We start from the raw sequence: 23,356 nt of genomic DNA, 5'->3' as shown, positions 1-23,356 counted from the left end.
AGACATCTTGAATATTTTCGGAGCACTCCATGCAATCAGAAAGCGTCTCAATCTTTAGTGATGGTTTTAAACTTGATGGTTCTTACTACTGGGAAGAAAGTAAGCTACAGGAGCATGCGCCAGTCGTTATTGTCTGCTCCGGCTTTACTGGTCTCAAGCATATCCACCCAGAGAGGTTTGCTCGTTTTTTAACCAAGAAAGGCTTTTTGTGCTTCGGTTTTGACTATCGCGGATTCGGTGAAAGCGAAGGTGAGCGCGGTAAAGTATTGTTAGAAGAGCAAGTGCGCGATATAGCAAGTGTCGTTACTAGTGTACGAGCTCGTGCCGAACAAGAAGGTCGTGCCCTGGTTCTTGCTGGCTGGGGCATGGCCGGTGGCTTAGTGTTAGATGCTTACCGTTTGGTAGAAGATCAGGTTGATGCATTGATCAGCATGAACGGCTTTTTTGACGCTGTGCGTGTACAGAAAGCACTACGCGGCGAGTTGGGGTGGAAAAATTTCCGTCAATTCGTTAAGCAAGAGCGCCTTCGCCTTTCTCAAGGAGGAGAAGCACAAAAGATTGATCCGTTTGATATTTATCCGCTTGACCCTATTTCTAAAGGTTATGTTGATGAAGTGCTCCGAAAAACACCCGGTTATGGGCTGACATCTGATTTAGACTTTGCCGACTCGCTTGTTTCGTTCCACCCAGAAGCCCATATTGATCAGCGCTTTGCAAATACGCCGTTACTCATTGCCCATGGTGGGGAAAATGATCTCCACCCGGTAACCGAAGCGCATTCATTGTATGCCGCCTATCCTGGGCCTAAATCATTATTTCTACTTCCAGAAGGTGGACATACCGAATGGATGCTAGACGATGATCCTAAGTTCCAGCGTTTTGCAGCAGTTGTTGCTAATTGGGTGGCATCAAATGTAGCCACTGAGCAAGCTGCTAAGGCGGTGGTGTAAGTAATGCATAACAGTACGGGTAGTCTCGCTGGAATTCCAGAATGTGCTCCGATGGATCCATTGCCTAGGCCACCGAACTTCTTGGTGCCTGCTGGTGCAGTTGACTGCCATGCGCATGTGTTTGGGCCTTCATCGAAGTATCCCTTTCACCCTGGTCGCACCTACACACCGCCGGATGCTTCGCTAGAGGAGTACCTTCACCTGCATCAGACGCTTGGTATTCAGTGCGGTGTTCTGGTGCAACCAAGCGTGTATGGATTGGACAATTCAGTTACCCGTCATGCATTACAACGCTTGAGGAAGGCCGGGCATGCCTATCGAGGCGTTGCGGTTGTTGATAGTAGAGTCAGTGATGGTGAGCTAGATGCACTGCATGAAGACGGGTTTCGAGGCGTGCGGCTTAATATGCTTTTCAAGGGAGGGATATCTTGGAAAGACGTCACCGTTCTTGCAGACAGGTTGGCTGAAAGGGGTTGGCATTTGCAATTTCTTGTTGATGTTTCTGAGTTTGAGAACTTCGAAACACGCATAGGCCAACTGCCTGTTCCTGTTGTGATAGACCACATGGGACACATGGCATGTGAGAAAGGGCTTACCGAGGAAGGCTTTCAAGCGCTTTGCCGTGCTTTGAAAAATGGTCATGCCTGGGTAAAGCTCTCGGGGGCATACCGCATAACCTCGCTTGATCAAACGCCCTACGATGACGTTGTCCCTTTCGCACAGCAACTGATTCAAGCTAATCCAGAGAGGTGTGTTTGGGGCTCAGACTGGCCTCATCCCCATATCTCCGTACCCATGCCAAACGACGGTGCGCTTTTAGATGAACTTGCATCTTGGGCGCCTGATGTGCAAACGCGTAAGCGAATACTGGTTGATAATCCAAAAGTGCTTTATTTTGGTGATTTAGCCTAAGGAGTCTCTGATTAATGTGATGAGCGCGGTCCAGGCAAGGCAAAATCAACGAAAAAGCTCAGCATGGTCAAGCGCAATAGTTAATCAGAGGTTTCGTAAGTAACAGCCTCTTATCTAGCAGATGAGGGGCTGTTTTCTTTTTGATATTTAGTCGTTTTGGATTCAACGGCTACGCAAGCATGTCAGCAACGCCTGAAGCGGGTGTGGCAAAGTTTGCCCAGAATAGCGTTTCACCTGGCTGCGGCAGGAGTAGCCTGTGGCGAGCAGCTTGCCCTTGTTTTGCTCGGCTTCCACCTGGGGCTGCCAGGATTGGGCGTAGATCGTCTTCGAGGTTTCGACATTGCGGGTTTCATGGCCGTAGGTGCCGGACATCCCGCAACAGCCTGTGGTGGCTAACTCTAGCTGTAAGCCAAACGCCGCAAACACCTGCTGCCAGGCCTTGGGGCTGCCCGGTGCGTTGGTTTTTTCGGTGCAGTGGGACAGCAGCTTAAAGCCAGGATCGGTTAGGTTCAGCTGGCTAGGCGCTAGCGTGTTAATACGGGTAGCCAGCCACTCTTGCAGCATTAACACGTTGGGCACTTGCTCGGCCCCCAGGGCTTTGACGTATTCTTGGCGGTAGGTCAGCGTCATGGCGGGGTCGATACCCACCATCGGTACGTCGAACTCTGCCAACGCCCGCAGGCGCTTGGCCTGTTTTTCCGCTGTGCGCTCAAAGGCGCCTAAAAAGCCCTGCACCTGCAGCGGTTTGCCGTTGGCAGAAAATGGCATCACAAACACTCGCAGATTCAACCGCGACAGCAGTTCCACCACGTCCATCACCAGCTTGGCTTCAAAGTGGCTGGTGAAGGCGTCCTGGACAATAATCACGCTGTTAGCGCGCTGCTGCTCGGTAAGCAGTACCAACGATGTGGGCGTGGCTTCGGCGATGCCCCAAGCCCTTAGCTGTTTCTTTACGCTGGCACGGGAAAGCTGCGGGGAGTCACTCATTCCAAGCCCTTTACGCATCAGGCTATCTACCCAGCGCTGGTTGAGTAGGGCGTTATACAGCGGCGCAACCTTGGCAAGGGTTGGCAACATGAATTCGGTGCCACCGATGATGTAATCGCGCAGCGGGCGTAAATAGCGGCCGTGGTAGACCTCTAAAAACTGCGAACGGAACTGCGGTACGTTGACCTTAATCGGGCACTGGCCCGCGCAGGATTTACACGCTAAACAGCCCGCCATGGCATCGTAAACTTCGTGAGAATAGTCGTGGTGTTGCTGCTTGCTAACGGTGTTCATGACCCGGCGGGGAAAGCTTTTAACAAAGCCCCAGCCGTTTTCGGCTTTTTTCTTGCGCGACTCTTCCACCACATCGATACCCGCCTGGGTTTGTAGGCGTAGCCACTCACGCATCAAGCTGGCGCGGCCTTTGGGCGAATGACGACGATCGCGGGTAGCCTTCCAGGAAGGGCACATGGGGTCATCAAGGTCGTAGTTATAACAGGCACCGTTGCCGTTGCAATACACCGCCGCGTCGTAGGCCTGCCAGGCGCGTTCGTCGATGGTGCGATCCAACTGGCCGCGCATAGTGACGCCATCGATCGTTAACAGTTCAGGATCGCTGTCTTTGGCAATCAGGTTATTGCTTTCGGCGGGCGACGCAATTTTTCCTGGGTTTAGCTGGTTATGCGGATCAAACGCGGCTTTAACGCGCTGCAGGCTGGGGTATAACTCACCAAAGAACTTGGGGCCGTACTCCGAGCGCACGCCTTTGCCGTGTTCTCCCCACAACAACCCGCCGTACTTCTGGGTCAGGGCTGCCACTTCATCGGAAATCTCACGAATCAGTTTTTCCTGCTCGGGATCTTTCATGTCCAGCGCCGGGCGCACGTGCAGCACTCCCGCATCCACATGGCCAAACATCCCGTATGAAAGTTGCCTAGCATCCAGCGCGGCGCGGAACTCAGTAATAAAGTCAGCCAAGTGCTCCGGTGGTACGGCGGTATCTTCTACAAACGCAATCGGGCGCTTTTCGCCCTGCACATTGCCCAGCAAACCCACCGAGCGCTTGCGCATGGCGTAAACTTTTTGGATCTGCGGGCGACCTTCGGCCAGGGTGTAGCCTAAACGCTCGACGGTAGCGTCTTGGCTCAAATGGTCAGTGAACGCCTGTACCCGTTCCGCCAAGCGCTCAGGATCATCGTCATTAAATTCGATCAGATTAATGCCACGAATCGGCGTACTACCGGTGGCGGGGAAAAACTCAGCTACGCTGTCCCAGACAAAGTCTTCCATGGCCAACTGCAACACGGTGTCGTCGATGGTTTCAATCGAGGTGGGCCGAGCGCTGCTGGCCATCAATGCCTTAGCATCACGCAGGGCGTCCATAAAGCCTGGGTAGCGCACATTAACCAAGGTGGCGTGCTTGGGAATCGGCAGCACGTTCAATACCGCTTCATTCAAAAAGCCCAACGAGCCTTCCGAACCACACAGCAGGCTGTTCAGGTTCAGTTGGCCTTGCGCCTCCCGCAGGTGCGCCAGATCGTAGCCGGTTAAGCAGCGGTTGAGCGGCGGAAATTTCGCCTCAATCAGCTCACGCTGCTGGTCGATAATCTCAGCGGCGGTGGAGTGCACGCGACCAAGAATGCCTTCCTGTTGGCACTCAGCCTGTTCTTCTTCAGCGCTAAGCGGGCGGCTATGCAGATGCTGTCCCCCCAGCAGAACCGTGTCCAGTTCCAGCACATGGTCACGGGTTTTGCCGTACTCGCAGCTGCCCTGGCCGCTGGCATCGGTGGAGATCATGCCGCCGATGGTGGCGCGGTTAGAAGTAGACAGCTCCGGGGCAAAAAACAACCCATGGGGCTTCAGCGCCGCGTTGAGTTGATCCTTCACCACGCCCGCCTGAACGCGTACCCGCCGCGCCTCTACATCGATTTCGAGGATCTGGTTCATATGGCGGGAAACGTCCACCACGATACCGTCGGTCAACGACTGGCCGTTGGTACCGGTGCCGCCGCCCCGAGGCGTGAGCACGATATCGCGGTGGGGCAGCTCAGCGGCTAGCTTGGCAAGGCGCTCAAGATCTTCCGCGTGCTTAGGAAACACCGCCGCCTGAGGCAGACGCTGGTAAATCGAGTTATCCGTCGCCAGCACCGTGCGGTTGGCGTAGTCAGGGGCAATCTCGCCTTCAAAGCCGCGAGCGCGCAAGGCGTCGAGAAAACGCACATAATGAGTACTTAGGCGTTTAAACGGGGCCGTACGAGAATCCAAAGATGCAATCATAGTTGATCAAGCCGTCACTGCTGGGAGCGGATAGGGGATACGCTACTTTACCGCAGCTACCGCGGCTCTGCATCTTGGTGGTGCGTCTTATGCGCTGCCCAGCGCTTCTTTCACCAGCGCTGCGCTGGTCTCGCTCATAGGCAGTGCCAGGGCAAGTGCATGTGCTTGGGGTGACATCTTGCCCCAGGTTTTCTGCACAATACGCACCATATGGTCGTGCTCAACCTTGCGGGAGAAATCTGCGAAGTAATTTTCCAAAAACACTAGGCAGGCGCAATCTTCCAGCGCTTGCACATCGGAATCGCGACCAAGACCTTTCTTACGAATAATCGTTGCGACTCGTTCGGCGTCAGCAGCGCTATAGCCAGCGTCGCGCATCAGTTGGGCAGTGGTGTCGCCCGCGCGCTCACTCTGGTCGCGACGCCAGGTTAAATAGCCTATGCGCCCTTCAGGGTAATCACTCCGCGGTACAAGCCAGCGCTGGAGATGCTGGGCGCGTACTGCCAAACGCAACAGCTCGGCGGGGGCTGATTGTAACTGTTCTAACCAATGGCTCATACGCTGAGCGTAGACAAGTTCCTGAGGCAGGGGGTTGCCATCGGCAAGAGTGGTTTGACGTGGATCTTGAGCGTGAAGCGCATCAATGGCCGTTAGAGTTTGTTCAAGCTCAGAAGGCATAAGGGTTCGCATGGTTAAGAGTATATAACGATATGTTAGCAGGTTAGCGGCTGGCCATAAAAAAGCGCCTGCTACACAAAGGCAGCAGGCGCTAAAGTAATATTCACGGAGAGTCTATGTGCGGCTGTTGTTATAAACCTCTTCGTTTAGTTCGCCTTCGCTTTTGCCCACCAGGGTCGTGACCATCAAATCACCCGCCACGTTTACGCTGGTGCGGGCCATATCCAGGATACGGTCAATACCGGCGACCACAGCAATCGCTTCCAGAGGCAAGCCAATTTGCGCCATTACAATCGAAAGCATTATCAGGCCTGCGCCGGGAACACCCGCGGTGCCAATCGAGGCCAGCGTGCCAGTGGCCACAATCATGCCGTAATCCATCATGGTTAAATCGGTGCCGGTCATTTGGGCAATAAACAGTACCACTACGCCTTGGTATAGGGCGGTGCCGTCCATGTTAATCGTTGCGCCCACTGGCAGCACAAAGCCAGACACGCCTTCTGAAACCCCTAGGTTTTTTTGCGCACAGCGAATTGACACCGGCAGCGTGCCTGCAGATGAGGCGGAGGAGAACGCCACCACAATGGCATCTAAACTGCCTTGGAGGTAACGCACAGGGTTTAGCCGGCCAAGTAGTGAAATAAAGCCAGAGTAAACCACCAACACATGCAGAATACTGGCGAGATACACCACGCCAATCAGCTTGGCCAGCGGCAGTAGGATCTCTAAACCATACTGGCCCGAAACGTGAGCGATTAAGCCAAATACGCCGAAGGGCGCAAAGGCCATGACAATCCCCGTAAGCTTGTACATCGCCTCGGCAAAGCTATCGAAGACCTTCATAACCGGCTCGCCTTTTTCGCCAATCAGCGTTAGCGAAATACCTAAGCCAATGGCAAACACAATGATCTGCATAATGTTGCCGTTAGCCAGAGCATCGAGAGGATTACGTGGTACTAAGTTAACCAGAATAGAGATCAGGGAGGGGGCTTCGTTTGCAGCCACTTCTGTATCGAAGCTTAAATTGACGCCAACCCCAGGCTGTAACAGGGTGGAAAGCACTAGGCCAATGCTGATCGCAAAGGCCGTGGTCACCAAATACAGCGTAATGGTACGCGCACCAATGCGGCCCATTTTTTGTGGGTCCCGCATGGAGGTAATACCCACTACCAGCGTGGAGAACACCAGCGGTACAATCAGCATCATTATGGCATTAATGAAAATATCGCCGAGTGGCTTAAAGATGCTGGCAGTTTCACCCAGCATTGCCCCTGCTAACACCCCTAGCGCCAACCCCGCCAGAATTTTTTTCCATAGCGCGATTCCACGCCACCAAGAAAATTTTCCCTTTTTCGCTGTTTCCTGCACTACGTTTCTCCTGTTTAAAACCCGTTGTTAGTGATTTGCGCTGCAAATCGGCGGGCACTCTACCACTTTTGACTAATGAGCCAAGGTTTTTATGCCAATTGGTAATAGCGCATACAGGGGAGATGAGTTTTGTGCAGCAAACTTTCAGAATGATATTTTCTTGAGCAAGCGAGCCCTTAGTATCGTTTTCCAATCTGCTTTTTATAATTTGCTGCATCAGGCAATAATTCCCTGACGCTGCCCCCATAGCTCCACGCCTTGCTTTTGCCTACAATAGGCCCCTTTCATCACGGGCAGTGTACGCCGTGTTCCACTGATTTCAGGCCAAGGGATAACTCATGCTCGATCCGAAACTGCTGCGCGGTGATCTTGATGCGCTAGCGCAACAACTGGCCCGGCGGGGCTTCGAACTTGATAAAGCGGCACTGCAAGCGCTGGAATCGCGCCGTCGTGAGTTGCAAACCCAGACCGAGCAGCTGCAAAACGAGCGCAATATGCGCTCAAAAGCGATTGGCAAAGCGAAGGCTAACGGTGAAGATATTCAGCCGTTGCTGGATGAAGTGAGCGATTTAGGCGAGCGTCTGGATAATGCCAAGCGTGAGCTGGCCGAGGTGCAGGCTGATTGGGATGATGCTATTAGCGGCATTCCCAATGTGCCCCATGAAAGCGTGCCAGAAGGTAAGAACGAAGACGATAACGTTGAGCTCCACCGCTGGGGCACACCTCGTGAGTTTGATTTTGAGGTGCTGGACCACGTTGATCTCGGTAAGAAGTCGGGCTATCTCGATTTTGAGCTGGCGGCTAAGCTAACAGGCGCTCGCTTTGCGGTAATGCGTGGGCCGATTGCGCGCCTGCACCGGGCCCTGGCGCAGTTTATGCTGGATACCCAAACCGAGCAGCACGGATACGAAGAGTGCTACGTGCCGTATATGGTGAATCGCGATTCGCTGATGGGCACAGGCCAACTGCCGAAATTTGGTGAAGATCTGTTTAAGCTTAACGACGAGCGGGAATACTATCTGATTCCTACGTCGGAAGTGCCGCTAACTAACTTTGTGCGTGATGAGATCGTGGATCAAGCGGCACTGCCAATGAAGCTGACTGCCCACACGCCTTGTTTCCGCAGTGAGGCGGGTTCCCATGGGCGCGACACACGCGGCATGATCCGCCAGCATCAGTTCGATAAAGTGGAAATGGTGCAGGTCGTAGAGCCAGAAAAGAGTTATGAAGCTCTGGAAGAGATGCGTGGCCATGCCGAAGCGATTCTTCAGGCGCTGGACTTACCTTACCGCGTAGTGACGTTGTGCACCGGTGATATGGGCTTTGGGGCGACGAAGACCTACGATTTGGAAGTGTGGCTGCCTAGCCAAGAAACATATCGGGAAATTTCGTCAGTCTCTAACTGCGAAGATTTCCAGGCGCGGCGCATGCAAGCGCGCTTCCGTCACCCGGAGGCTAAAAAGCCGCAGTTGCTACACACGCTGAATGGCTCGGGCTTAGCAGTGGGGCGGTGCCTGCTGGCGGTGCTTGAAAACCACCAGCAGGTAGATGGCTCTATTGCTGTTCCTGTGCCTCTGCAACCCTACCTGGGCGGCCTTGAGCGTCTTGCCCTCTAAGTGCCCACTCGACGTTGACCTCGGCATCGATACGAATGGTGCCGGGGCGATAGTCGCTAGCTGAACCACTGCCCATGGCATCGCTCTCAGCGCGCATGGCCATCATGCGGGGTTGGAAAGTGGGCGCTTGGACTTCTTCAATGCGCCGCACTTGGCCAAGTCTTACGTTTAGCGTGCTGGCCATTAAGTCCGCTTTATGGCGGGCTTTTTCTAGCGCTTTAGTCAGTGCTTCATCGGTAGCGGCGTCGCGGTCTTGCAGATCAAACTGAACGCCGTCCAGCGTGTTCACGCCAGCATTTATCATTGCGTCAAATACCTCGCCCAATTGGTCTATATTGGTAAGCTCAACACTAAAAGGGCGCTCTAAGCGGGTGCGCATCAACGTTTCTTGCTCGCCTTCATCATTACGCGGGCCTGCGACATGTTCAGGATAGACATTGAGCGACCCAGCATTGATGGCACGTTGTTCAATGCCGATCTCTTCCATGGCTTTAATTAGCTCACTGGCACGAGTTTCAAGCCGTTCGCGTGCGTCACTCAATGCGGCACTGTCGGTGTCTTCCAGAGTGGAGACCGCTGGTGTGTTTTCCCACAGCCGTGCAGAGAGAGTGGCTTTGTCGGGCTCTACTTCTACCCATGACTGGGCTTGGACATGCAAGCTGGGCGGAGTGGGTGGTGCGGCGTAAGCCGTAGACGTTGCCAGGAGGGCGAGAAGCGCGCTGCCAAGCACGCCATAGCGCAAGCGTTTTAGATGTGGTGTTGCTGAATTCATAGGTCACTTCCTTACTGAGAGAGCCAATGATTAGAGTTAACTAACTTATAGTGTGACGCTGCTTGGAAGGGCGAAGCGCCATAAAGTTCATTGGCTAAGAGTAGACGCAAAGCAGTTGCTTAATGTTGTCATGGTTTGTGCAATATCACGTGAGCAGCCATGATGTATGGATAACACGCTAAGGAAAGGGCAATGTCGAAATTATCGGATGAGGATTATCGTAGTATCCCTTTAAATGCGACCCTGGCGCTTGCCGCGCTAGTGGTGATTGTTGCGGGTATGAAGGCGGGGGCGGATCTTCTGGTACCCCTTCTATTAGCGGTATTTATTGCTGTTGTATGCACGTCGCCTGTTCAGTGGCTACACCACTGTGGCCTAAGCAGGCGTGCCTCTGCTTTTTTGACATTGCTGGTGCTGCTGGGATTTATTTCCTTAATTGGTTTGCTGGTGGTGAACAGTTTTAGCACCTTTGTCGAGGCGCTACCGGATATCGAGTCGCGTTTGTATGAGCACTATTGGGATTTGCTGAACGCGCTCTCTAGCCGTGGACTAGCTATTGATCCTGACCAGCTCAGTAATATGTTTGCCATGGAAGATGATGGGTCGTGGGTGACAGCGCTATTAGGCGAACTCGGCAATCTCTTTATGCAGGGGAGTATCATCGGGTTGTTGGTGATTTTCATGTTGTTTGAAACGCTTAACTTCCGAGATAAAGTGTCGCGCGCGCTTGAGAATCCAGCCCCAAGCCTAAAGCGGTTTAGCGAGTTTAGTTTAACGCTGAAGCGCTACCTAGCGGTGAAGACCGTCATCAGCTTGGCCACGGGGGTGTTAGTATGGCTCTCTTGCTTGATAGTGGGCGTAGAGTTTCCGCTACTCTGGGGGGTACTGGCTTTTGCCCTTAACTTTATTCCCAATATCGGTTCGGCCTTGGCGGCGATTCCTCCCGTACTGCTATTGCTGGTATCCCAGGATGGCGGAGCATTACAGGCGCTGTTACTCGCATCTGCTTATTTATTGATTAATTTCGTTTTGGGTAACCTGATTGAACCACGGGTGATGGGGCAAGCGTTGGGGCTATCGACGTTTGTGGCGTTTCTTTCGTTGGTCGTGTGGGGGTGGATATTTGGCGCTGCGGGTATGCTGTTGTCGGTAGTATTGACGATGACGTTAAAGATCGCCTTGGATAGCCATCCCCAGACTCGCTGGATTGCCCATTTGCTGGGGCCAGGGGGGCAGCGTCGGACGCGTCTTGGCGATGCGCGTCGTCCACCTTGGAAGCGTCGAGAATAAAAAGAAAGGGGCGTTTGGGATGGGAGTGCAGAAAGTTACCGCTGGCAGTCAATGCCAGCGGTAACTTTTAGCGCGGGTTAGGCGTTTTGATCGATAAATTGGGTCAGCTGAGATTTAGACTGAGCACCTACCAGCGAAGCCACTTTCGTGCCGGACTTAAATAGCATCACTGTCGGAACACCGCGTACACCTTGCTCTGCAGCAATTTCAGGCGCATCGTCAACGTTCACGCTAACCACTTTCAGATTATCACCACGTTCGGCAGCAACTTCATCAACCACAGGTGCCATTACTTTACAGGGACCGCACCAGGGGGCCCAAAACTTCAGCAGGACTGGCTGTTCGGCGTTGAGGACTTCTTGCTCAAAATTGGCGTTGGTGACATCAACATTGTTAGCCATTTGTTTCTCCCGTTTGCGTTGCTCTTGCTGTTTCGTTGCCTCAAATGGAGCAACGGTCATTACGCGTTTTACTAGCGCACTTTCACCGCGCCAAGTTGGCAGATGTTAGCGGGCGCAGAAGGTGCTGGCAAATTTCCTATGACGTTTTGACAGCAGTGATGAAAAATTAAGGGGTGTTCGTAACGCCTATTTTTTATACTATAAGTGAATTATAAGATGATTTTTTATTCAAAATTGTGTGCATGAGGCGTGTCACCCCCAAGTACTTCACCTCTAAGTACTTCGCGGGTGGGGCAAGTCGGCAGCGGCGCGAGGATGCGCTTTAACGTGCTTCCTGCATAGATAATAAGGTGAGGATATGAAGCTACAGCAACTTCGCTATATCTGGGAAGTCAATCGACATAACCTGAATGTGTCAGCAACCGCGCAGAGTTTGTTTACCTCGCAGCCGGGTATTTCCAAGCAAATACGCTTGCTTGAAGATGAGCTAGGCGTTGAGATTTTTGCACGCAGCGGAAAACATCTTACCCGCGTAACCCCAGCGGGGCTGTCAATCATTGAGCTGGCAGGTCAGGTGTTGAAGCTGACAGAAAACATCAAACAAGTCGCCCAAGAGCACAGCGATGAGCGTCGGGGTAGCTTGTCGATTGCGACTACTCACACTCAGGCACGCTATGCGCTGCCTCCTATCATTAGTGAGTTTACGCTTAAGTACCCCGATGTTGCACTACATATGCAGCAGGGCACACCAAAGCAAATTGCCCAGATGGTTAGCGAAGGTCAGGCCGATTTTGCGATTGCCACAGAGTCACTAGAACTGTTCACCGACTTAGTGTTACTACCTTGCTACCGCTGGAATCGTTGCGTTTTAGTACCTAAAGATCACCCGCTGGCATTGATTAATAAGCCGCTGACCCTTCAAGCGCTCGCTGAACATCCGCTTGTTACTTATGTGTTTGGGTTTACCGGCCGCTCGCAGTTAGATGATGCGTTTAAGGCGCAGGGGCTTACGCCGAATGTGGTGTTAACGGCTGCCGATGCCGACGTGATTAAAACCTATGTGCGGCTGGGAATGGGCGTTGGTATCGTTGCCCATATGGCGGTTGATCCAGTGTTAGATGAAGACTTGGTAGCACTGGATGCAAGTCATCTGTTTGCTAGCTCTACGACCAAAATTGGTATCCGCCGTGGCACCTTTATGCGTGGCTATATGTACGATTTCCTAGCACGCTTTGCGCCTCATCTCACCCGGGACTTGGTAGATGAAGCCTTGTTGGCTGGCCCACGCTTTGAGCATGAGCTGTTTGAGGGGGTAGAGCTTCCTGAACATTAGGAACAACAATCGGGTAGGCGATGAATAGCGCTTGAAACTAATATCAGGGCGCTATTCACCGCTCTATGCCAGTACAGTGTGTTATCAGTACTGTGGGTTCTATATCAGTGCTGTAAATGCAGGCCGCACTCACGTTTATCTTCCACCTTGGTGGGGTCGAAGTAGTCGAAGTTGTTAGGCAGGTCGTGAGCCTCAAGGTAGTAGTACATATCTTTTGCTGTCCACTGCAGCAGCGGGGCGACTTTTAACAGGCCATCGCTGTTGCGGCTGGCTGGCTGCATTTTAGCCCGCTCTGGTGTGTCCTCTGCCCGCAGGGCGGTGAACCAAATATCTGGCTGCATTTCCCGCAGGGCACGCTCAAACGGCTCAATTTTCACTTCTTGGGTAAAAGCCGCGTGACGTGGGTCGTCAATGCTGGGCATTGGCCCTTCTAGCGCTTCACGGTGAGCGCGGGTTCGCTTAGGAATAAAGCTCACCATGTTCAGGTTCAGCCGTTGAATCAATGCATCGGCAAATTGGTAGGTGGCTTCAGTGTTGTAGCCGCTGTCCATCCACACGATAGGTGTGTCTGGACGTACCTGGGTCACCATGTGAAGGATCACCGCCTCAAACGGACGAAAGTTAGTCGTGCAAATAGGGCGCTCACCTTGGCTAAATGCCCATTCAATTAGGCCCTGGGGATTATTGGCGAAATCACGGTTAATGCTGTCAAGCGCTGAAGACATGTTGCCTCCTGTCATAAGGTCGAGTATGACACTAGGCTATCAAAGGGAAGGGGCTTAGCCCCAATACCGTTTGGTTTGGCTTTTATATTCCTTTTTGATTTAAGAATTTTGTTATTTATTCCAAAGCGCCAATGAGATGACAGATTTTATCCAGTGTTTCCGTGTATTCCTCGTCTGCCTTAGAGTCGGCTACTAATCCACCTCCGCCCCAAACATGCAGCTTGCCTGCATCTGCCACCATGGTGCGTATCGCAATCGATGTGTCCATGCTGCCCCGTTTATCGATGTAGCCTAGGCTTCCGCAATAGACACTGCGCTGGCAAGGCTCTAGCTCGTCGATAATTTGCATGGCACGTATTTTTGGCGCGCCAGTAATAGAACCGCCAGGAAACGCTGCTGTCAGCAAAGACAATGGCGAACGGTGCTTAGCAAGCTGGCCTTGAACAACGCTTACCAAATGATGCACGTTGGGGTAGCTCTCTAACTGACATAACTGTGGTACACGAATAGATCCTGGCGCGCATACTCGGCCTAAGTCATTGCGTAGCAAATCCACAATCATGACATTTTCCGCGCGATCTTTGGTGCTGCTTAATAGCTGTTCTGCTAGGGCGATATCCTCTTCCGACGACTTACCCCTTGGCCTTGTGCCTTTGATTGGACGCGTTTCTACCAGCCCGTCTCTACACTGGATAAAGCGTTCTGGGGAAAGTGAGAGCACTGCTTGGTTTCCCCATGCCATGAAGCCCGAGAAGGGCGTCGGCGTTGCCTTGCGTAAGCGTAGATAAGCCTGCCATTCATCGCCTTCGTAGCGCGCTGTAAACCGCTGAGCAAGATTGATTTGATAGCAATCGCCAGCGCGAATGTAGCGCTGAACAGCATTAAAACGTTCGGTGTAATCCGCTTGGCTAAGCTCACCCTGGAAGGGGCTGATTAATTGAAAGTTTTTATCAAGGCTGGCAGGTGGGTGAGCAAGCCACTGCAGAACTTGCTGTTGGCGCCTCGTTGACGCGATGAGCCATGAAGTCTGCATTTCGTGATCAAAGGTAATGCACCAGTCGTAAAGCCCCAGACGAGCTAAAGGTAGATTAGTAACACTGGGGTGGCGGCTGGGAATCGCCAGATTATTGCGCCCTAGATCGTAACTCCAGTAGCCAATCAGGCCGCCCAAAAACGGTAGCTCGCTAGATAAATCTGCGCTGGGTAGCTGCTCAAGCATCCATTGCTGCTGGGCGGTCATATCTCCAGTAAGTGCCGACGGAAGTTCAAGCTGCGCTGACGTGAAGTTGGTTTGGCCGTCAGGCATGACTTCTAGCGTGGCTAGTGGGTCACTACTCATGATGTCGTAGCGCCCGTTCGCTGATGGGCGGCCGCTATCAAGTAACACTGCACCATGACGTTTTCGCAGGTGAGCAAAGGTCTCCAGTGGATCAGGAGAGTAGGGTAGGGCTTTAATGGTCAACGCCGATGTCATGAAGCAAACGCCAGGCCAATGGAAGGCAACGCATTCTAGAGGTCGTTAATTGATGACACCAGTGCCAACCACTGACGTCTTTCTCACGATAGGTGAAATATGTTTAACGAAAAGGTGGATTGTTGACATTGGCCCAGGGATAAATAGCGGGGTTACACGAAAGGTGAATAAAATCGACCATTTTGACTAGTTGACGGCACAAATGTGGCGGGCTAAAGTTCTCCTACCCCATAATTGTCGACAATTAGCCATGACCTCACTTGCTACTCTTTCTCGTTCTACAGCTGATTCGCCCAATGATCAGGTCTCTCCAGAAGTCCGAACGCTGGCTGAGCGGGTCTTTCATCAGCTTCAAGACGCTATTGTACGTGGAGAGCTGGCGCCGGGCAGCAAAATTACCGAGCCGGGACTTTCTAAAACGTACGGTATTTCTCGCGGACCGTTGCGCGAAGCCATGCGGCGTTTAGAGGCGCACCGCCTAATTGAACGTGTTCCCCACGTTGGCGCTCGAGTCGTCAAGCTCTCTATGAAAGAGCTGCTTGAGCTTTTTGATGTGCGCGAAGCGCTTGAGAGCATGGCAGCACGCTTGGCTGCCGAACATATGTCTGCCGAAGAGATCAAGGGGCTGCGAGAGGTGCTTGCGCTCCATGAAGGGCAGGCAGACCTCAAACGTGGCGAAGCTTACTACCAGCGCGAAGGCGATCTCGACTTCCATTATCGGATTGTTCAAGGCAGCCACAACAAAATGCTGATGAACCTGCTTTGCGATGATCTCTACTACTTAGTACGTCTTTACCGTACCCAGTTCAGCGCCAGCGGTAAGCGGCCACAACTCGCCTTTGTCGAGCATCATCGCATTGTGGATGCCATTGAAGCCGGTGATGCCGAGCTTGCTGAGTTGCTGATGCGACGCCACGTCAGTGCTTCCCGTGCAAACGTCGCCGACCGCTACGCCGCTGTTCTTGAACAGCAAACAACGTCATCAGCGGATTAGTTCGATACGCCTATCCGTTAAGCCTTCTAAAGGAGCAACGCCAATGTCCACTTCATCTACTCTCACGCCAGGTGCTCGCTTTCGTGCTGCGCTAGAAACGAACCGCCCACTACCGATTCTAGGCACGATTAACGCGTATACCGCGATGATGGCCGAGCGAGTCGGACATCAAGCGATTTATCTGTCGGGCGGCGGCGTGGCTAACGCTTCTTTCGGCTTGCCGGACTTGGGTATGACCAGTATGAACGACGTGGTGGAAGATGCGCATCGTATCTGCGGTGCTACTGATCTTCCGCTGCTGGTAGATATTGATACAGGCTGGGGCGGTGCTTTTAATATTTCGCGTACCGTTAAAGAGATGCAGCGCGCAGGCGTTGCTGCTGTTCACTTGGAAGACCAAGTAGCTCAGAAGCGCTGCGGCCATCGCCCGAATAAAGCCATTGTGTCCCAGCAGGAAATGGTTGACCGCATTAAGGCCGCAGCAGATGCCAAATTAGATCCTGATTTTTATCTGATTGCGCGTACCGACGCGTTCCAGAAAGAGGGCTTAGACGCTGCCATCGAGCGCGCTAATGCCTGCGTAGAAGCAGGGGCAGATGCGATCTTCGCCGAAGCCGTACACACGCTGGATGATTATCGTGCGTTCTGTTCGCGCGTAAATGCGCCAATTCTGGCCAATATCACTGAATTTGGTGCGACTCCGCTGTTCTCTCAGCAGGAGCTGGGTGAGGTGGGCTGTCGCATGGTGCTCTATCCGCTCTCCGCCTTCCGAGCCATGAATGCTGCCGCCTTAAAGGTGTATCAGAGCATTTTGGATAACGGTCATCAAAAAGAGGTGGTCGATACCATGCAGACCCGCGATGAGCTGTACGACTTTTTGAACTATCACGATTTTGAGCAAAAGCTCGACGCGCTATTTGCCGAGCAGAAAGACGCTGAATAGCCGTTAACACCATCAATTACTAAAACATATAAAAAAAGCTGACAGGAGACACGACATGGCTGATAAACCGCAAAACAGCGCAGGACTCCGTGGACAAAGCGCTGGTACCACAGCGCTGTGTACGGTGGGTAAAACGGGTTCCGGATTAACCTACCGTGGTTTTGATATTAAAGAGTTGGCCGAGAAGGCAAAGTTTGAAGAAGTCGCGTATTTGTTACTGAAAGGCAAGCTGCCTAACCAAGCCGAGCTTGATGGCTACATCACCAAGCTAAAGGGGCTGCGTGGTTTGCCCGATGCCCTGAAATCCGTGCTGGAGCAAATTCCCAAAGATGCGCATCCGATGGATGTTATGCGCACCGGTACCTCCATGCTGGGTAACCTGGAAACTGAAGAGAGCTTTGACCAGCAGCAGGATGTTTCCGATCGCCTGTTAGCGGTGCTGCCTTCGATTATTTGCTACTGGTACCGTTTCAGCCACGACGGCGTTCGCATTGATACCGAAACTGACGATGCCTCTGTAGGCGGCCACTTCCTACATATGCTGCGCGGTGAGCCTGCTTCTGAGTTACATGCGCGGGTAATGAACGTATCGTTGATTCTATACGCCGAGCATGAGTTCAATGCCTCAACGTTTACGGCGCGGGTTTGCGCCTCGACGCTTTCTGACATGCACTCTTGTGTCACCGGTGCGATTGGTTCACTACGTGGCCCGCTGCACGGCGGTGCTAATGAAGCGGCCATGGCAATGATCGAGAACTGGGCATCGCCGGAAGAAGCCGAGCGCGAAATGCTCGGTATGCTTGAGCGCAAAGAGAAGATCATGGGCTTTGGCCATGCGATTTACCGCGAGTCTGACCCGCGTAATGAAATCATCAAAGAGTGGTCGCAGAAGCTTGCCGATGACGTAGGCGACAGCGTGCTTTACCCCGTTTCTGTGCGCTGTGAAGAAGTCATGTGGCGTGAGAAGAAACTATTCTGCAACGCGGACTTCTTCCATGCCAGTGCTTACCACTTCATGGATATTCCGACCAAGCTGTTTACGCCGATCTTCGTGATGTCCCGTTTGACAGGCTGGGCAGCCCACGTATTCGAGCAGCGCGCCAATAACCGCATTATTCGCCCCAGCGCCGACTACACTGGTCCTGAGAAGAGCGAGTGGGTGCCCATCGAAGCGCGTGACTAACCCTTAACGGGCCGTGATTAAGTGAGAGGCATTATGAACACGAATTATCGCAAGCCGCTGCCAGGCGTGACGGCAGAGGGTGCCCCGGTAGATTTCTTCGATGCGCAGCAAGCCGTTGAAGATATCAAGCCCGGCGCCTACGCGACGCTGCCCTATACTTCCAGGGTGTTGGCCGAGCAGCTGGTTCGCCGCTGCGACCCAGCGTTGCTAACCGATGCCCTAAAGCAGCTGATTGAACGTAAACAAGACTTGGATTTTCCTTGGTACCCAGCACGCGTTGTGTGTCATGACATCCTGGGGCAAACCGCGTTAGTCGACCTCGCTGGTCTACGGGATGCCATCGCTGAGAAGGGCGGTGACCCGGCGAAAGTGAATCCTGTGGTGCCTACGCAGCTGATCGTTGATCACTCATTGGCTGTTGAGCACGCAGGGTTCGAGGAAGACGCTTTCGAGAAAAACCGCCAGGTGGAAGATCGCCGTAACGATGACCGCTTCCATTTCATTAACTGGACCAAAGTGGCTTTTGAGAACGTCGATGTGATTCCACCGGGCAACGGCATTATGCACCAGATCAATCTGGAGAAAATGTCACCGGTGGTGCAGTGCCGCCCTGATGAACAAGGCGTGCGTATTGCTTACCCAGATACCTGCGTAGGCACCGATAGCCACACGCCAATGGTCGATGCGCTTGGCGTCATTTCCGTCGGTGTGGGCGGTCTTGAAGCCGAAAGCGTAATGCTGGGCCGTGCTTCGATGATGCGCCTGCCGGATATCGTCGGTGTAGAACTCTCCGGCAAACTGCAGCCGGGCATTACCAGCACCGATATGGTGTTGGCGATTACCGAGTTTCTTCGTAAAGAGCGCGTTGTAGGTGCCTACCTGGAGTTTTACGGTGAAGGTGCCGATGCGTTAACTGTTGGTGATCGGGCGACCATTTCCAACATGACGCCTGAGTACGGTGCTACGGCGGCGATGTTCTACATCGATAACCAAACCATTGATTACCTCAAGCTCACGGGGCGTGAGGATGAGCAGGTTGCTCTTGTCGAAGCCTATGCCAAGCACACAGGGTTGTGGGCCGATAGTTTAAAAACTGCCGAGTACGGGCGGATACTGCGCTTTGATCTTTCTAGCGTTGCTCGCACCTTGGCAGGGCCTTCCAACCCCCATGCGCATTTGCCTACCTCGGAGCTAGCCCAGCGCGGTATCGCGATCGACCTGGATAAAGCGCGGGCCGACGAGCAAGCGGGCAGAATGCCGGATGGCGCAGTCATCATCGCCGCCATTACCAGCTGCACGAATACCTCTAACCCGCGCAACATGGTAGCAGCTGGCTTAATTGCTCGTAATGCTAACCGCTTGGGGTTAACCCGCAAACCATGGGTTAAGTCGTCGCTAGCGCCGGGGTCAAAAACTGTCAAGATGTATCTGGAAGAAGCCAAGCTGATGGATGAGCTGGAAACACTTGGCTTTGGTGTCGTGGCATACGCCTGTACAACCTGTAACGGTATGTCCGGGGCGTTAGATCCGGTGATCCAGAAAGAGATTATCGATCGTGATCTATATGCCACAGCGGTACTTTCCGGTAACCGTAACTTTGACGGGCGCATTCACCCCTATGCTAAGCAGGCATTTTTGGCATCGCCGCCATTAGTGGTTGCCTACGCGATTGCGGGCACTATTCGCTTTGATATTGAGAAAGACGTGCTGGGTACTGACCATGACGGTAACCCCGTCACGCTGAAAGATATATGGCCCGACGATAGTGAAATCGATGCGATTGTGAAGGCATCAGTGAAGCCAGAACAGTTCCGTCAAACCTATATCCCAATGTTTGACCTCGACAAGAGTGCCCGCACTCAAGTGAGCCCGCTTTATGAATGGCGGCCCCAGAGCACCTATATTCGTCGCCCGCCCTACTGGGAAGGCAATATGGCTGCCGAACGTGGTTTGAAAGGTATGCGTCCGTTGGCGATTTTGCCGGACAATATCACCACAGATCATTTGTCGCCCTCTAACGCAATCATGCTAGACAGCGCGGCAGGTGAGTACCTGCATAAGATGGGCCTGCCTGAAGAGGACTTTAACTCCTACGCCACCCACCGCGGCGACCATTTAACCGCCCAGCGGGCGACATTGGCCAACCCCAAGCTGTTCAATGAAATGGTGCACGACGAGCAGGGCAAAGTGCTGCAGGGGTCGTTGGCACGTGTTGAGCCAGAAGGCACCGTGACGCGGATGTGGGAAGCCATTGAAACCTATATGGCACGTAAACAGCCGCTGATTATTATTGCCGGTGCGGATTATGGTCAGGGTTCCTCGCGTGACTGGGCGGCGAAAGGCGTTGCCCTGGCGGGTGTTGAAGCCATTGTGGCTGAAGGCTTTGAGCGTATTCACCGTACCAATTTAATTGGTATGGGGGTGATGCCGCTGCAGTTTGAAGAGGGCACCACACGTAAAACCTTGGCGCTGGACGGTACGGAAGTCTTCGACGTAGAAGGTGCCCCGCAGCCGGGAGCTAAGCTGACGCTGATTATTCATCGCCAGAGCGGTACGACTGAGCGAGTGCCGGTGATTTGCCGCATTGATACCGCCGAAGAGGTCACAATTTACTCTGCTGGCGGGGTGTTGCAGCGTTTCGCCCAGGACTTTCTTGAGTCCACCACGGCGTAGCCAAGCAGGCGTGTAACGTATAGCGCCAAGGCGATAACTGAAAGAGCCCGTCGCTAAGCGCCGGGCTCTTTTTTTCAGCATGTTGTTATTAAGCACGGTTATTGAGAATGGTTGTTGAAAACAGTCATTGAGAATGGTTAGGGAGCGTTAGTTATGTCTCATGTTGCACAAATTAGTATTCCCGCTACGTACATGCGAGGCGGCACCAGTAAAGGGGTGTTCTTTACCCTAAATGATTTACCCGAAGCGGCTAGAGTGCATGGTGAGGCGCGGGATAGGCTACTGATGAGGGTGATTGGTAGTCCTGATCCCTATGAAAAACAGATTGATGGGATGGGGGGCGCAACGTCCAGCACCAGTAAAACCGTGATTCTTTCTAAGAGTGAGTCGCCGGATCACGATGTGGACTACCTGTTTGGCCAAGTCTCTATCGATAAGCCATTTGTGGATTGGAGCGGCAACTGCGGCAACTTATCAGCAGCAGTAGGTCCTTACGCGATAGCCAATGGGTTAGTTGATCCCGCCAAAATACCGCAAAACGGTGTCGTTGAAGTACGTATTTGGCAGGTTAATATCAGTAAAACCATTGTCTCTCAAGTGCCTATTGTGAATGGTCAAGTGCAGGAAACCGGTGATTTTGAGTTAGATGGCGTGACCTTTCCTGCCGCCGAGATCCCTGTGGCCTTTATGGACCCTGCTGATGGTGAAGGGGCAATTTTCCCAACCGGCAATTTGGTTGATGATTTGGAGGTGCCGGGGGTAGGCGTTCTGAAGGCCACACTGATTAATGCGGGCATCCCCACCGTGTTTGTTAACGCCCAGGACATCGGCTATACAGGCTGTGAGTTGCAAGAAGCGATTAACAGCGATGCCAAAGCGCTCGCTATGTTTGAGACTATTCGCGCTCACGCTGCGGTGCGTATGGGATTGATTAAGCACGTTGATGAAGCGGCCAGCCGACAGCATACGCCGAAAGTGGCTTTCGTTGCCCCACCTGCCAGCTATACGGCCTCCAGTGGCAAAGCGGTGAGTGAAGAAAACATTGATCTTGTGGTAAGGGCGCTTTCAATGGGTAAGCTGCACCACGCAATGATGGGTACCGCAGCGGTGGCTATCGGCGCAGCAGCAGCCATTCAAGGCACGTTAGTAAATTTAGCCGCAGGTGGCGACGAGCGTGAAGCGGTTACTTTTGGGCATCCTTCTGGCTCGTTACGGGTAGGTGCAAAAGCAAGCTTGGCAGACGGGCGTTGGCAGATTGATCAAGCCGTCATGAGCCGAAGCGCACGTGTGTTAATGGAAGGCTCTGTTCGGATACCCGGTGATAGCTTTTGAGGCAGCTCTTGATGGGAAAAAGCTTCTAACTAGTTGATGTCGGCTTTAGAGGGGGCTTGGAGGCGGTTTGAAGTAGCATCTGATAAGGTGCCATTTTTAATTGCTATCGCCGCCGCATGGGCTTTACCCCAAGCGGCGGCTTCAAGCAATGGTGATGTAAGTTTTACGCTTACCTTTTCTTTAGCGACTTACTCTTCAATCGCCACTTGATCGCGCATACGATCAACAGTAGCAGGGCCAATGCCGCTAACGCGGGTGAGGTCATCTACATTAGCAAACGCGCCATTGTTTTCGCGCTCTTCTATAATAGCGGCCGCACGGCTTGGGCCTACACCAGGCAATTCCGCAAGTAGTTCAGCATTCGCTGTATTCACATTAATGGGCGCTATGTCTTGTGCCAAAGCAAGGTTCGAAACCCCTAGGCTTAAGCTCAGTAATAGTGCAGCCAATAGTCCTTTAAACGTTATTTTCATTGTTAATATCCTCTTTGGTTTTTCCCTGGAGTCGCCGCTCCTGTGTACGCACTTATGCATTGCGGCGGTTTGCATGCGCAAAAGGTTAGGTCATATCTTCTCTGCCCTTTGCCATGACTAAATTAATACGTTTATAGGAGGAGTTCTGTAAGACATTAACGATAGTGTTTGTAAGATTTTTGCTCCCTGATAATGGTTAATCGCTTACACCGTAGGGCTGAGATGGCTGTTATAATGCGGCCAAATGAAAAATGGAGTTAAGCGCAGTGGCTACTGATCCCCCTTTGATTATTGCTTTGGATTATTCCTCTCTTGATTCGGCCTTATGCATGGCTGATCAACTTGATCCTAAACGCTGCCGGGTGAAGGTGGGTAAAGAGTTGTTTACGCGCAGTGGTCCTGCTGTGTTAGAAGCCTTGCATGGTCGTGGTTTTGAAATTTTTTTAGATTTAAAATTTCATGACATCCCCAACACGGTGGCAGGCGCGGTGCAGGCGGCGGCTGAGCAAGGCGTATGGATGGTTAATGTGCATGCTTCTGGTGGGCGCAAGATGATGGAAACGGCTGCCAAGCGTTTAGATGATCATGGGCTAAGTACACATCTTATCGCTGTTACTGTACTAACCAGTATGCAAGCTGAGGACTTACGAGAGACAGGCATTGATGATACGCCAGAAGAGCATGTCTTGCGTTTAGCCGCATTAACTCAGCAGAGCGGATTAGGCGGTGTTGTTTGTTCAGCCCAGGAAGCTGCGCAAATAAAGTCGCTCTGTGGTAACGACTTTTTGAAGGTAACCCCAGGAATACGGCCGAGCTTTGCTGCGGCTAATGACCAGCAGCGTATTATGACCCCAAGCGATGCGATGCGGGTGGGTAGTACACATTTAGTGATTGGGCGGCCGGTCACACAGGCGGAAGAGCCAATGCTGGCGCTAGCAGCCATAGAAGCTGAGCTGGCTGGCTGATAGTAATGTC

The 23,356-nt window shown here is 52.8% G+C and carries 19 protein-coding genes; 11 read left to right on the top strand and 8 right to left on the bottom strand.

What is annotated here, in order from left to right; translation table 11 throughout:
• Positions 1-29 precede the first annotated feature (29 nt).
• Positions 30-950, top strand: a complete 921-nt coding sequence (locus L1X57_RS18310) for an alpha/beta hydrolase (protein ID WP_009722692.1) — start codon at positions 30-32, stop codon at positions 948-950.
• Between the two features lie 3 nt (positions 951-953).
• Complete coding sequence (locus L1X57_RS18305; protein ID WP_143759714.1) at positions 954-1,862, top strand: amidohydrolase family protein; 909 nt, start codon at positions 954-956, stop codon at positions 1,860-1,862.
• A 162-nt stretch (positions 1,863-2,024) separates the two neighbouring features.
• On the opposite strand, the gene ydiJ is transcribed toward L1X57_RS18305, so the two are convergent.
• The 3 genes from ydiJ to L1X57_RS18290 form a co-directional block, all read right to left on the bottom strand.
• Positions 2,025-5,126, bottom strand: a complete 3,102-nt coding sequence (gene ydiJ, locus L1X57_RS18300; RefSeq protein ID WP_234667834.1) for a D-2-hydroxyglutarate dehydrogenase YdiJ — start codon at positions 5,124-5,126, stop codon at positions 2,025-2,027.
• Between the two features lie 87 nt (positions 5,127-5,213).
• Complete coding sequence (locus L1X57_RS18295; RefSeq protein ID WP_009722696.1) at positions 5,214-5,804, bottom strand: DUF4202 domain-containing protein; 591 nt, start codon at positions 5,802-5,804, stop codon at positions 5,214-5,216.
• 114 nt (positions 5,805-5,918) lie between these two features.
• The gene (locus L1X57_RS18290) at positions 5,919-7,172 is read right to left on the bottom strand and encodes a dicarboxylate/amino acid:cation symporter (protein ID WP_039868714.1); all 1,254 of its coding nucleotides are present in this window, start codon (positions 7,170-7,172) and stop codon (positions 5,919-5,921) included.
• Positions 7,173-7,510: 338 nt separating this feature from the next.
• Between L1X57_RS18290 and serS the strand changes: the two genes are divergently transcribed.
• Positions 7,511-8,788: a serine--tRNA ligase gene (gene serS / locus L1X57_RS18285; RefSeq protein ID WP_009722699.1), complete on the top strand. Its 1,278-nt coding sequence runs from the start codon at positions 7,511-7,513 to the stop codon at positions 8,786-8,788.
• On the opposite strand, the gene L1X57_RS18280 is transcribed toward serS, so the two are convergent.
• The gene (locus L1X57_RS18280; RefSeq protein WP_009722700.1) at positions 8,727-9,560 is read right to left on the bottom strand and encodes an SIMPL domain-containing protein; all 834 of its coding nucleotides are present in this window, start codon (positions 9,558-9,560) and stop codon (positions 8,727-8,729) included. The two genes, serS and L1X57_RS18280, sit on opposite strands and share 62 nt — an antisense overlap.
• Positions 9,561-9,752: 192 nt before the next feature.
• Between L1X57_RS18280 and L1X57_RS18275 the strand changes: the two genes are divergently transcribed.
• Positions 9,753-10,850 carry an AI-2E family transporter gene (locus L1X57_RS18275; protein WP_009722701.1) on the top strand — a complete coding sequence of 366 codons (1,098 nt, stop codon included), beginning with the start codon at positions 9,753-9,755 and terminating at the stop codon, positions 10,848-10,850.
• A gap of 77 nt (positions 10,851-10,927) precedes the next feature.
• On the opposite strand, the gene trxA is transcribed toward L1X57_RS18275, so the two are convergent.
• Positions 10,928-11,311 (bottom strand): thioredoxin, encoded by a 384-nt coding sequence (gene trxA / locus L1X57_RS18270; protein WP_009722702.1) that lies wholly within the window; start codon positions 11,309-11,311, stop codon positions 10,928-10,930.
• A 298-nt stretch (positions 11,312-11,609) separates the two neighbouring features.
• Between trxA and cysB the strand changes: the two genes are divergently transcribed.
• Positions 11,610-12,584, top strand: coding sequence for an HTH-type transcriptional regulator CysB (gene cysB, locus L1X57_RS18265; protein WP_009722703.1), 975 nt, complete (start codon positions 11,610-11,612; stop codon positions 12,582-12,584).
• Positions 12,585-12,688: 104 nt separating this feature from the next.
• On the opposite strand, the gene L1X57_RS18260 is transcribed toward cysB, so the two are convergent.
• Together L1X57_RS18260 and pabB are read right to left on the bottom strand one after the other, a co-directional pair.
• Positions 12,689-13,309: a phosphoadenosine phosphosulfate reductase domain-containing protein gene (locus L1X57_RS18260; RefSeq protein ID WP_009722704.1), complete on the bottom strand. Its 621-nt coding sequence runs from the start codon at positions 13,307-13,309 to the stop codon at positions 12,689-12,691.
• Positions 13,310-13,424: 115 nt separating this feature from the next.
• Entirely contained in the window at positions 13,425-14,783 is a 1,359-nt protein-coding gene (gene pabB / locus L1X57_RS18255) for an aminodeoxychorismate synthase component I (protein WP_009722705.1), read from the bottom strand.
• Between the two features lie 250 nt (positions 14,784-15,033).
• On the opposite strand from pabB, the gene L1X57_RS18250 reads away from it, so the two are divergent.
• The 5 genes from L1X57_RS18250 (at position 15,034) to prpF (ending at position 21,908) form a co-directional block, all read left to right on the top strand.
• Positions 15,034-15,777: a GntR family transcriptional regulator gene (locus L1X57_RS18250; protein WP_009722706.1), complete on the top strand. Its 744-nt coding sequence runs from the start codon at positions 15,034-15,036 to the stop codon at positions 15,775-15,777.
• Between the two features lie 43 nt (positions 15,778-15,820).
• A complete protein-coding gene (gene prpB, locus L1X57_RS18245) occupies positions 15,821-16,720 on the top strand; it encodes a methylisocitrate lyase (RefSeq protein WP_009722707.1) in 900 nt (299 codons plus the stop codon).
• Positions 16,721-16,775: 55 nt separating this feature from the next.
• Positions 16,776-17,903 carry a bifunctional 2-methylcitrate synthase/citrate synthase gene (prpC, locus tag L1X57_RS18240; protein WP_009722708.1) on the top strand — a complete coding sequence of 376 codons (1,128 nt, stop codon included), beginning with the start codon at positions 16,776-16,778 and terminating at the stop codon, positions 17,901-17,903.
• Between the two features lie 33 nt (positions 17,904-17,936).
• A complete protein-coding gene (gene acnD, locus L1X57_RS18235) occupies positions 17,937-20,576 on the top strand; it encodes a Fe/S-dependent 2-methylisocitrate dehydratase AcnD (protein ID WP_009722709.1) in 2,640 nt (879 codons plus the stop codon).
• A 153-nt stretch (positions 20,577-20,729) separates the two neighbouring features.
• Positions 20,730-21,908, top strand: coding sequence for a 2-methylaconitate cis-trans isomerase PrpF (gene prpF, locus L1X57_RS18230; protein WP_009722710.1), 1,179 nt, complete (start codon positions 20,730-20,732; stop codon positions 21,906-21,908).
• Between the two features lie 188 nt (positions 21,909-22,096).
• Here prpF and L1X57_RS18225 read toward each other — a convergent pair whose 3' ends face one another.
• The gene (locus tag L1X57_RS18225) at positions 22,097-22,381 is read right to left on the bottom strand and encodes a ComEA family DNA-binding protein (RefSeq protein WP_009722711.1); all 285 of its coding nucleotides are present in this window, start codon (positions 22,379-22,381) and stop codon (positions 22,097-22,099) included.
• Between the two features lie 266 nt (positions 22,382-22,647).
• On the opposite strand from L1X57_RS18225, the gene pyrF reads away from it, so the two are divergent.
• A complete protein-coding gene (gene pyrF, locus L1X57_RS18220; protein WP_039868778.1) occupies positions 22,648-23,346 on the top strand; it encodes an orotidine-5'-phosphate decarboxylase in 699 nt (232 codons plus the stop codon).
• The last annotated feature ends 10 nt before the right edge of the window (positions 23,347-23,356 follow it).

Source organism: Halomonas sp. TD01, assembly GCF_923868895.1.
Classification (GTDB): Bacteria; Pseudomonadota; Gammaproteobacteria; order Pseudomonadales; family Halomonadaceae; genus Vreelandella.
The sequence above is the reverse complement of the archived record's forward strand: the minus strand, read 5'-3'. Positions and strand labels throughout refer to the sequence as shown.

What these genes read in the sequence shown, in the direction of transcription:
- L1X57_RS18310 (WP_009722692.1), top strand. Translation starts at nt 30, where the DNA reads ATGCAATCAGAAAGCGTCTCAATCTTTAGTGATGGTTTTAAACTTGAT.
- L1X57_RS18305 (WP_143759714.1), top strand. Translation starts at nt 954, where the DNA reads ATGCATAACAGTACGGGTAGTCTCGCTGGAATTCCAGAATGTGCTCCG.
- ydiJ (WP_234667834.1), bottom strand. Translation starts at nt 5,126, where the DNA reads ATGATTGCATCTTTGGATTCTCGTACGGCCCCGTTTAAACGCCTAAGT.
- L1X57_RS18295 (WP_009722696.1), bottom strand. Translation starts at nt 5,804, where the DNA reads ATGCCTTCTGAGCTTGAACAAACTCTAACGGCCATTGATGCGCTTCAC.
- serS (WP_009722699.1), top strand. Translation starts at nt 7,511, where the DNA reads ATGCTCGATCCGAAACTGCTGCGCGGTGATCTTGATGCGCTAGCGCAA.
- L1X57_RS18280 (WP_009722700.1), bottom strand. Translation starts at nt 9,560, where the DNA reads ATGAATTCAGCAACACCACATCTAAAACGCTTGCGCTATGGCGTGCTT.
- L1X57_RS18275 (WP_009722701.1), top strand. Translation starts at nt 9,753, where the DNA reads ATGTCGAAATTATCGGATGAGGATTATCGTAGTATCCCTTTAAATGCG.
- trxA (WP_009722702.1), bottom strand. Translation starts at nt 11,311, where the DNA reads ATGACCGTTGCTCCATTTGAGGCAACGAAACAGCAAGAGCAACGCAAA.
- cysB (WP_009722703.1), top strand. Translation starts at nt 11,610, where the DNA reads ATGAAGCTACAGCAACTTCGCTATATCTGGGAAGTCAATCGACATAAC.
- L1X57_RS18260 (WP_009722704.1), bottom strand. Translation starts at nt 13,309, where the DNA reads ATGTCTTCAGCGCTTGACAGCATTAACCGTGATTTCGCCAATAATCCC.
- pabB (WP_009722705.1), bottom strand. Translation starts at nt 14,783, where the DNA reads ATGACATCGGCGTTGACCATTAAAGCCCTACCCTACTCTCCTGATCCA.
- L1X57_RS18250 (WP_009722706.1), top strand. Translation starts at nt 15,034, where the DNA reads ATGACCTCACTTGCTACTCTTTCTCGTTCTACAGCTGATTCGCCCAAT.
- prpB (WP_009722707.1), top strand. Translation starts at nt 15,821, where the DNA reads ATGTCCACTTCATCTACTCTCACGCCAGGTGCTCGCTTTCGTGCTGCG.
- prpC (WP_009722708.1), top strand. Translation starts at nt 16,776, where the DNA reads ATGGCTGATAAACCGCAAAACAGCGCAGGACTCCGTGGACAAAGCGCT.
- acnD (WP_009722709.1), top strand. Translation starts at nt 17,937, where the DNA reads ATGAACACGAATTATCGCAAGCCGCTGCCAGGCGTGACGGCAGAGGGT.
- prpF (WP_009722710.1), top strand. Translation starts at nt 20,730, where the DNA reads ATGTCTCATGTTGCACAAATTAGTATTCCCGCTACGTACATGCGAGGC.
- L1X57_RS18225 (WP_009722711.1), bottom strand. Translation starts at nt 22,381, where the DNA reads ATGAAAATAACGTTTAAAGGACTATTGGCTGCACTATTACTGAGCTTA.